Here is a 10649-nt window from a genome sequence, read left to right as displayed (position 1 = left end):
TTATAATTGAAAATCCAGCCAGTTTTATTAAAAATTGATACTGATTAGAATTCACAAAAGTGGCTGGGCTTTCAATGGTAATGTGGCCGGATTTTTAATTGACAAATACACATAACGTTGAATTGTAGAATGTTTTCGTCCTTGTTCATTTAAATACACTGAAAAAGCCTCTAATGTTTTCTCTAAGCAAATTGTTTCGTTCATAATAATCACCTAATTTCTTAGGATATATTATAACAGAAAATAAGTGAAAGACCTGCTACCGCCCTTTGCTACGCACGGTTGCTGGCATATCCAAAAAGGAACTACAAAAATTAAACCCCAAAGAATCTCTTTAAAAAATCCAATCTCGTTATAAGTATTCATTTCTATGTAAGTCGAATCTTTTAGTACAGTCATCTTTAATCCTCCCAATATGAATTGTTTATTAAAATGAAAAAAGGACAAACCTCTCCCTGGTAGGGATACGTAGGTTTGTCCTTTAGTATGTGGGTAATGATATGTTTATTTTCCATTATTATAACGTAATTTACAAATATTTTCAATTAGGTCGGACATCTTATTAACAATCATACTAGCTGTATTAAAAATCTATTATAAATATATATCTTATATATTAAAAAGAAATAAAGATAAAACTATTATAGGTTATCAAAAATAGGGGAAAGATCTACTTCCACAAGGGAAAATTTGATGTTTGAACGTAAAAAATCATAAATAGTAGAAAAAGTATACGGAAATTCAATGATTATTAGACTATCAATTCTACAAAAAAGCATAAAGAGAATTATATATTTCTACATGAAATCGGAAAGAAATTGATACAAATCACTTTATATTTATCCACCTATGAAAATAGGATTTATTTTCTTTATTTTGTTAAATACAGCAATATCTAACGTTCAATTATCCACATTTTATCCAGATTAGACTACTATTTGTTAACATTAATCAGTGTTTGCACATAACTCACATTTTTATTGATGATTTTTATTAGATAAATACAACGACACTAGTAGTTACAATGATGTCAGGAAAATATTATTCACATTCAAGTATATTTTTCCTCATATCCACTATTTTTATTATTTTTCTTCTGATTTTTTGTAGGTATTATGAGATAGGTTTTACTACTTTAAAAGAATACTCCCTAGCACTATGTGGAGATTTCTATAATGCTAGAAGAGAATTTGTATAGAAGTGCATAAAAAAAGACCTCATTTTACATGAAGTCCTTCTGATTTTGTATTTATAAATAGAGTAGTAGAAAAGGAGTATGAATGAAACAACTACGAATAGCCCTCTAATTTCGATTTTTTCAAAAATAGAGAGCTATTTACTATTATTTTGTTTCCATTGCGTGTAGCACCTGATCTGGAGCTGTTATTGTTACACCGGCACGTACTAAACGTTCGAAGGTACGCATAAACTCTAGTAAATTAAACTGCTTTGGTAGCTCAATAACGCGAAGTTTTTCTTGTGGCAGCTTATCAATTGCCTCGATAAACCATTCACGAACATCACTTGGAATCGTGCGTTCTTTATGGCCACGAACTTTTAGTTTTTCACGCATTTCAATTTCTAAAGCGATATATGCATGGAGATTCACTCCCTGATCATATGCATATTTTCTAAATAACGTTTCTTCCTGGTATTTTAGATAATTACGGTGATAAGACTCTTCCGTCACTGGTACCGCAAACTTCTGCTTCAGTAGTGCATGCACATTCTTAAACATCTTCTTAATGTTGTGAAGAGAGTACATAGAATAATGTAAACCGAAATTAAAGACAGCTTGCTCACGGTCATTATTTCTCTCTTTTGGTATATGCTGCGCAATAAGAGGGTAGATACCTTCTTTTGCTGCTGTATCGAGAATTTGATATTGAGATGTTTGATGCAATAGTTTCTTCAATGTATATACAATTTTCGTTGGATATCCTTCTTTTCGATCAACCATGTCACGTAGTCCGCGGATTACACTGCGAATTTGACGATGACAAGTATGCTTTAATACATGAATGAATTTATTCATGTCTGCAGACAATTCACCGATATTCATCTCTTGTAGGACTGCTTCGATAAATTTCGCTTTTCGAGCATAGGTAACTTTTGGTGTAAATGGATCCCTATGTTGTTCTTCTCCAGCTTCTTTCGAACATAAGAAGTCTGAATGGATAGACAGATATAATGTTGTATATCGTTTTGTATGCTTTACACCTTTTTGCATTTTGCAAATTTTGAATAGGGGATTCCCCGTACATGGTAATGCAGTTGTTAATTCTTCGATAACCGCACGAATCTGATGCGGATGTTTTTTATGTAAGAAACGATACATCCCACCGAAGTGAGTTTTGTTTCCTCTTTCGTCCTGCTTGTCCAAAGAACGCTTTAATGTTGTTTCCGTATGTTGTTGCATCGCAATGTCTAAGAATAATTTCTTAGCTGCTACAGATAGCTTAAAGAAATCCTTTGTAAATATAACAGGACTAATATATACATACGGATTTGCTTTTTCTGTTTCCTCATTCATAAAATGAGTGAGTTTAATTGTATAACGACCATCTAGTCCGTTTTCAATGGAGATAATATTATGTAAGTTTAATTTCTTTAATGCGATATAGAATTGAGAGTGTTGGATATAAGAAAATTCTTCTTTATATTGCTTGTAATCTTCCCACATCATATGTATTGTTACATTTGGAATGACACCATTAGTAAAACATTTCTTATGTAGATATAAGAACACTTCGAGATCAGCATTTGTAATGCCGTATAATTTATGCTTTCTTCCCGCTTTTTCTGCAAGTGCAGACATCGTGCGACGTGAAAAAGATGGTTTGGCTTTTTCGACAAAGCCTTCTACGTCAGCAATACGTTCTTCGTATGTCATGTGCTGCAGAATATCTTCTAAATATGTATCTTTATAGCTGTAGTATTTCTCCTCAAATGTTTCCACAAATTTTTGCCAAGATTTTATGGTTACTAGCACAGCATTGGTTGTTTCTCCATTTAAACTACGTTGATTTCGTATTACAAATGACTTTCCCATCTTTTTCACCTCCGTTCTACAAATTCAGAAATATATGCCAAAATACTATAAAATATACCAATTTTGATTATAGCAAAATGAAAAATGTTGAAAGGTGCCCCTTTAAGATGAATTTTTAAAACATGAAACACGTTATAAACCCAATGATTATAAGGGATCGGAGAATCTATGAAAAAAAATTTGTGTTAAGGATATGGTAAAAAACGTTTCATGTCCTAATTGTATAAACACAACAATGAAACACGGGAAGATTGTTGATATATAGAGGGTTGTGGGGAATTGTTTATAATTTTAGGTCAAGGATATGGTAAAAGTGTTTCATGTTTTAATCATAGGTCGTTCATTAGGAAAAGATACTGTAAATCCCTTTATATAAAGGGTTATAGGAGAAAATGTAATAGCTTTAAGGTCAAGGATATGGTAAAAGGTGTTTCATGTTTTGAGTTTTGGAAGGTCAAGGATATGGCAAAAGCGTTTCATGTTTGATATATAATGAAATTCACAAAAAAACCAAGGTGAACCTTTGGTACATAAGGTTTTTTGACTGTTCCATATGTATATTAAGGTCAAGGATATGGCAAAAGAGGTTCGTTAAAATTCAATGATTGTATGTATTAAAATAAAGATAAAACGTGGATACCTATGGATTTATAAGGTTTTTGAAAAAAATTTGTGTTACGTATTTAAATTAAGAAAAATTGATTGATGTCTCATGTTTTCGGATTTAGGTTAAGGATATGGCAAATTTATTTCAAATAAATTTGAAAGGATCTGGTGTATATGCGATATAAATTCTATTCATATGAACTTTTTATGAGAATATGGGAACGACTAGATAAAAATGTTTCATAATTTATAGGGAAGGTTCACTATATGGTAAAAAGTGTTTCATATCTTAATTTATTAGATTGATTGAAGACCTATTGAGAACTAATGTATAATTAATGTTATTTTATGTTGTAAATAAAGAAAATTTGTTTCATTATTGCTTGAATATTACCAAAACTAGAAAACAATAAGTGTTTACATATATGTAATAGATTAAATGTTTGTTTGAAAGGAAATTACGGAAGGAGTGATAATGTGGAGAGATTAACACAACTGTTTACGGATGCATTATTAATATCTGAGCCTTTATACGGAAACAATAAAGTAGTTTGGAAAAAATGGACTGCTTTTAGTTCAGATGTAGAAAAAGATAATACTAAGGTTGTAACTTCTCAACATGTTTCACCATCTTTTTCGGCATTAGTATCATGGTTGAGTAAAAAGAATGAAGAAGGAATTACTTCGTTACAAATTGGTATTAAGTTAAAAGAGTATAAAGATGAAATTCATGCAACTATTGAAAAGGTATTAGAAGACGAGTTTAAGAATGCTAATAAGTTTAATGATGAAACAATCATCCAGGGAGACGTAAATGAGGATGAAACGGATGAACCAGTTGATAAAGAATATTTTGAAGTTAATAATTCCGCAGTTTATTTTAAATTACGTGATGGAATCTCTAAAAATCACTTTGAAGAAGACGCAGGTATGGGGGTAAAATCTTACCCTATTGAAACAAAGGAAAGTAATGCAATAGCTCAGCTCTCTTCTCACAGAGATGAAGATTTAAAGCTTATTAAAGATGATGAAGCATCTCGTTGGAATACTTTGGTGAATGATGTAATGAGCAATATGGATGATCTGACAGCTGATGTATTGGACTCCATTACCATCCAGTGGCTAGCACAAGCAAAATCCCCAGATGAATTCATAGAATTTTCATATGAGCAAGTATTGGATATGTGCAATGTACCAAAAAAGAAAGTAAGTAAAGGAGAGTACTACAGACCTGAAGATAAAATTAAGGTTGCTAAGCGTATTGCAGCACTAGCAAGTATCTTCATTTATTTAAATGATGATAATGAAGTAGTAGTCTTAAATGAAGAAAATGAACATGATGAAAAATATAAAGTAAAGAGAGAAGTTGTCAAGCGGTTATTTGTCTTGGATTCAGTTGTATTATGGAGGCACAATACAACAAATGAATATATGGGCATTGAATCTTGTCGTATCAAACCAGGGAGTTTTTTAACAAGTTATTTATATGGTTCAAATAATACCACAGCATTATTATCTAAAAAGGCACTTGAGTATAATAGTTATCGACATAAGTATCATAAACGTTTAATTCGTTACCTAACATGGCAATGGAGAATTCGACAAATATATTCAACTTTGAAGCGACCATACTCCATTGGAGGAGATAAAGGCTTATTAGCTGTTATGGCAATCCCGCTTACTTGGAAGCCGAGTCGGATTAGAGAACATCTAGAGAATGTTCTTACTGACTTAGAAAAAGAGAACGTAATTTTTAAGTGGGAGTATACAGTAACATTAGATGAAGAACGTTTTAATAAGAAGAATTGGTTTAAAGATTATTGGGTGAATTTAAATATTACTATACTTCCACCGGAAGAATTAATTAAGTCAATGTATAATTTACCTAAGAAAAAAACACTAGAGTTAGAAAATAATACTGAAGAATCTATAGAATATTTTGAAAAGGCTACGGATGCCGTTAACATGCCTCCGAAAAAAAATAATGAAGAGCTTAATAGATTTGATGAAGAGGCTGTTCGAGAGAAAATCCTTAAACAACGCAAATTTGAAAATAAGTCTATACGAGAATTAGCAAAAGAAATAAGAATATCAGCACCTACATTATCTAGATTTTGTAACAGAGAAACCAAGCGGCTATCTGCAAATGCAGTTGAAAAAATGTCTAAGTGGTATGAGAGACAAGAAATATTAGAAAAAATGTAGTGGCTAACCAGATTATTAAAGAAGAAAAAACATTTTGTAGAATGTTTTTTCTTCTTTTTACTATGTCTGTTTCTAAATAATAATTTATAAATAGTTTTTATGCTCTCTGAGAGAAAAGATCCTTTGCAATAATATTAAATAAGCACGCAGATACGCTAAGTACAGCAGCCCCCTCATTATATAAAAGCATTATAAAAAATAGAGAAAATAGAATCGCCATAAGTAAGATTTCATTTTTAGCCTGTTTGATATGTTTCAAAATAGTTAACATCTCCTTATTAATTAGTTAATAGAGTGCTAGGAACTAAAGCTAGATACTCTATTGGCATATTTTACTCATTATCAAAGTAAATTCTAAGAGTGAATTTATATTTGATAAATTAAGTTTATTTAAGTAGGAAAATATTTCTGTCAGCGTTAAAATTATTAGTGAAATTAAAAGTAATTATTTCTCCTGCAAGGGGACTTGTTAAATTACAAGAAGAGTTAATAACTAAGAAAATAAGTAAAAGGAACCGTTAGCCATCAAGATGGAAGAAAAGCCAATAAATATCCTTAATCAAGATATCCTTAATAATATCTAGTTATATATTAAAAGGTGAACACAAATAAAGAGAAGAATAATTAAAGTATTTGTGAGTTAGCAAAATAAAAGAATTTTTAGTATTCAATATTTTTAAGAATGTTATATCATAAAAAAAGATCAAACGATGAGATAAAGAATAAACTTGATAGGTGGATAGAGAGACAATATGTAGTGAATTTTATTGTAAATTACGACTCCATATATTAAGGGTATAATGAAACTATACATTTTTGTTAATTAGTTCGGTAATAGCTATGAAAATAAGGTCGAACATATTGGTATAAAAGAATGAGTTGATTTAGAAATCTCTTTAATTTATTAGGTGCGAATATATAGCAAACATAAAATTCCTATTACATTCGCACCTAGAATTCTCATGCTTTATGATGGGGATTTATGATTTTTTATACAAATTCCTTTATTAAATAAAAACATTTATATATTTTTGGATAAAACTAACGTATTTGTGGTTGATTTCGAACACAAATCGGTGTCGCACCTTATATAGGTGCGTGGATTGAAATAGTTGAGTGAATTAATGCTCGTGAGTGATTGTACGTCGCACCTTGTATAGGTGAGTGGATTGAAATTATAAAAAAGAAGTATGTTGATTTAGTTAAGCGGTCGCACCTCATAAAGATGCGTGGATTGAAATTAACAGTCATTTGCTTATGTGCATTTCAATTTAGGTCGCACCTTATATAGGTGCGAGGATTGAAATCGCTAGCGCTACAAGTCTAAAGGAATTGTATGGGCTTCATACCTCTCATAGGTGTGTGGATTGAAAGTGGTAAAACACTTATAGTATTTAATTATACCTTAACGCATTACCCAGATACTTTTTGACTATCACCCTTCAAAAGCTTAAGGAAGCAGGATTCTTTTAGGTAAAGCGTTAACTTTAATTAAAACTTCTTGTAATATATAACATTATTATATAATATATAGGTATATTGTTAGTTTATTTGATTCCGTTTGTTCCCACACCTTTTTTGTGTTGTGGTTGAGTTGTAGAAGCAAGTTGCGTCTTGTTTCAATTGTGAAAGGGCTTCTTTGAGCCGATTAGTGTATATATAGTTTTTTTGGCTATGCACATTTTTAATCGACTTGAAGAAGCCCTTTTTGTGTTGTTTTCAAGTTCGCAGGCGGGGTTATTTATGATTAATAAAATAACAAATAACAAATTAGAGGAGATATGAAAATGAATAAAGATTGTAGACACTTAAAATTAGTACCAACAGTAGAGGAAAATAAAATACGAATGGAAAATAAGCAGAAGTCATATGCATCATCAGAAATGTCATCTGAATCCAGATCGAGAATTAATCAATTGCGAGGTTGTTTAGAGGCAGAAATCATATTACCTGATGGTAAAGTTCAATATTTCAAGCCACATGTTTTTAATGAAAAAGAAGCCATTCAAGAAATCGCATTATATATTGAAGGGATACAGGAAATGAAGGTAGGCTATGTCATCTTATGGCGCTTTGTTGGGCAACGAAGTTTTTATAGTGGAACTAAGATCGTAGCCGAACCGAAGTTTCGTAAGATCCTACGTAAGTTGAAAGATTACTTTTTTGATTACGAGGAAGTTGTTTATGAACCTGAAAAATAAGAAGGATAGAGGGATATGAAAATGAAAAAGGATAACATTTGGACAATATTAGACGATCCAAAAGAGCAGGAAACAAACGAGCAATCCCAAGAGTCGGATGATATATTCGCTGGTTTGGATGAGCTATCGGAGATTGCAGATGATTTACTACCGTTTTAATAAAGTCGAGGTAGTGTATAGAGGGTAAAAGGAAGAACTAAGTGATGTATTTACTTGGATCTTCCTTTTTTTATTGTAAAAAAGAACTTGGAGGGAACGATTATGCGTTTAGAAAATGATTTTGCGGCGGGATTTTATCCAACACCACTAACAGAAGGGAAACACTTAGTACAACTATTACAAATGGAATCAGAGCGAGCTTATGCTTGCTTTGATCCATGCTGTGGAGAAGGGACAATTTTACGAAGTTTTGCAGATGAAATGAAGCAGGTGGGAGTCCAGTTTCATACGTATGGCGTAGAGCTGGATGCAAATCGATATGGCAAAGCAAAAGAGCAATTAGATGTTGTAGTACGCTCCAGCTTTGAAAGCGTGATGATTAGTCATGACTATTTTCCACTTATCTTTTTAAATCCACCTTATAATACGGAGCTTCGTACAGATAATAAAAAATCAGAGGAAATGGAGTTCAACTTCCTAAAACGTGCTCATCATTATTTAGCAGAAGGTGGGATTATGGTATATGTCATTCCATATGACAGATTTGCTAGGGACGATATCAGTTATTTCTTAGCTAAGAATTATGAGGAAATAGGCTTAATGCGTTTTGGTGATGAAAATAAAGAGTTCGATGCATTTAAACAGTGTGTCTTCATTGGACGTAAGCGTGCTACCACGAAAAATAATCCATACTTCAACGATCGATTCGCGAATTTTTGTGAAAACATGTCTGACCTTTCTTTCGTCAAAAAACATGTAAATACATTGGCGGAAATGGTAAATCGTAAGGACTGGGTTATACCAGAATTGCGTCATCAAAATAAACTTATTTTTACATCAAGAGTGGATTATAAAAGTGCTTATGAAGGAGTTGGGAAATCGGAAGGTATCTCGTCGTTCAAAAAGCGTTTAAATAGAGGGAATGGTTACTCACTTCAAGGTGAGAAAAAAGCTGCTGAAAGAGCGAAAATGCCAATTGCTTCCGGACAACTAGGACTTTTGCTGATAACAGGTGTGGCAGATGGTTTGCTTGGTGAAGGTGATACACTCCATGCAGTTCGTGGATCTGAAAATGTGTATTATGAAAATTCATTTGAGCATTTGGAAAAAACAACGAAAGAAGTTGTATTACAAAAACGTCGCGCGAAATTTATCATCGCAACGCCAAAAGGTGAAGTCAAAGAACTTGTCTAGGAAAGGAAGAGAGAGATGTCTGTACTGTTAGGGTTAGGAGCACTTTACATTGTATGGGAGTTTAGCAATCGTATAGTTCGTATTGCTATTGTGCTTACAGTCATGTGCTTATGTGCATCTCAATTTAGTGCAGGTACACATTTGGTAGTACTAGAACAATTCTCTGTGTTTCAAGGTGCAGGTGATATGCTACATGCGGCTGAACAATCATTACCAGAGTGGAAACGGTTTATAGATTTTTAAACAATAAATTGAATGAGTAGGACATGAAACGTATCGAATAAGATGCGTTTTTTATTTTAGGAGGGAAACCTATGTTACAAGAAATAGTTAAACAAGATACATTTGACCAGGAACAAACACCAGCGATTTTGCAATTGGAGACAGGCACCGCTTCACATTCAGCTTTCTGCTTTGCTATGGCAGTTAATCATAACAACCAAATGCAATTTGCAGTGTTAGGTGCGAATGACAGTACATTAAAGTCATTCAGAGCAGCCATATCAATGGGTACTCGTCGTTTGTATTTTGGAGAGGGACAAAAAGAAGAATTACATTATGTGTTAGGAAAAAAAATGAATGTAATCTCGACTGGGCAATTTGAGTTTATAAATACACAAACAGTAAATAAGAAGAAGGCAATTATTGCATTTTCTAGAGAATTAGAAGAAAAGTATATTGTTGCAATTGACGAAGCGCCAGAGATACAAGTAAGGGATTTCTTAATGGCTCCTCCGTATGGTTTACCAATCTTAGAAGAATGGGCGAAGCCAATTTATGAGGAGATGCTAACAAGAAATCTATTACAACCGTTAGAGGTGTATTTTGATAAGAATGAATTTTCTTCTTTAACGATTGCGCAAGTCTTACTAAAGGAAAAGGATTGTAAGGAGTTTTTATCAGAAATGATTCGCTCTAAGAAATGTCAATTCCCGCAAGAAGGTACAGGTGAAAAAACCAATGAAATTAATGATTTAAATGAATACCTATTGGCATATTCGCCTGTCATGCTTGATAAGGTTACAAAGTTGGATGAGCCCTTACATCAACCGATGAAAGATCAGGCATTATCTCATTTTGATACATATCAAAGACCATTATTCCCTGTACAAGCACATGTTGCAACAGGTGTAGCAAAAGCTTTACAAGTACAAAAGGGAATCATCTTGCAGGGGGAAATGAGCACGGGCAGTGCGGCACGTTCCGCTATAAGTGTAGCTTAAACACGAAAA

At 32.6% G+C, this 10649-nt stretch carries 7 protein-coding genes and 2 pseudogenes; 6 read left to right on the top strand and 3 right to left on the bottom strand.

Annotation, left to right across the window (positions count from 1 at the left end; genetic code table 11):
- Positions 1–105: 105 nt before the first annotated feature.
- The 3 genes and pseudogenes from ACS2CR_RS31885 to ACS2CR_RS31875 all read right to left on the bottom strand — a co-directional run.
- Positions 106–204, bottom strand: a pseudogene (locus ACS2CR_RS31885) (integrase); the annotation flags it as partial.
- A gap of 27 nt (positions 205–231) precedes the next feature.
- A complete protein-coding gene (locus tag ACS2CR_RS31880) occupies positions 232–399 on the bottom strand; it encodes a hypothetical protein (RefSeq protein WP_194793741.1) in 168 nt (55 codons plus the stop codon).
- A 943-nt stretch (positions 400–1342) separates the two neighbouring features.
- Positions 1343–3052: a hypothetical protein gene (locus ACS2CR_RS31875; protein ID WP_060852775.1), complete on the bottom strand. Its 1710-nt coding sequence runs from the start codon at positions 3050–3052 to the stop codon at positions 1343–1345.
- A 1083-nt stretch (positions 3053–4135) separates the two neighbouring features.
- Here ACS2CR_RS31875 and ACS2CR_RS31870 point away from each other — a divergent pair.
- From ACS2CR_RS31870 to ACS2CR_RS31845, 6 genes and pseudogenes are all read left to right on the top strand, one after another.
- Entirely contained in the window at positions 4136–5863 is a 1728-nt protein-coding gene (locus ACS2CR_RS31870) for a helix-turn-helix domain-containing protein (RefSeq protein WP_060852717.1), read from the top strand.
- Positions 5864–7650: 1787 nt separating this feature from the next.
- Positions 7651–8064, top strand: coding sequence for a DUF6018 family natural product bioysynthesis protein (locus ACS2CR_RS31865; RefSeq protein ID WP_060852718.1), 414 nt, complete (start codon positions 7651–7653; stop codon positions 8062–8064).
- 15 nt (positions 8065–8079) lie between these two features.
- Entirely contained in the window at positions 8080–8223 is a 144-nt protein-coding gene (locus ACS2CR_RS31860; protein WP_000782410.1) for a hypothetical protein, read from the top strand.
- A 102-nt stretch (positions 8224–8325) separates the two neighbouring features.
- Positions 8326–9417 (top strand): DUF6094 domain-containing protein, encoded by a 1092-nt coding sequence (locus ACS2CR_RS31855; RefSeq protein ID WP_060852719.1) that lies wholly within the window; start codon positions 8326–8328, stop codon positions 9415–9417.
- Positions 9418–9432: 15 nt separating this feature from the next.
- Positions 9433–9660, top strand: coding sequence for a hypothetical protein (locus tag ACS2CR_RS31850; RefSeq protein ID WP_060852720.1), 228 nt, complete (start codon positions 9433–9435; stop codon positions 9658–9660).
- A gap of 71 nt (positions 9661–9731) precedes the next feature.
- Positions 9732–10616, top strand: a pseudogene (locus tag ACS2CR_RS31845) (hypothetical protein); the annotation flags it as partial.
- Positions 10617–10649 lie beyond the last annotated feature (33 nt).

The sequence above is a fragment of the Bacillus cereus group sp. BceL291 genome, from assembly GCF_051776705.1.
In the GTDB taxonomy this organism is placed as follows: domain Bacteria; phylum Bacillota; class Bacilli; order Bacillales; family Bacillaceae_G; genus Bacillus_A; species Bacillus_A cereus.
This window is presented reverse-complemented; position numbering and strand designations above follow the sequence as displayed.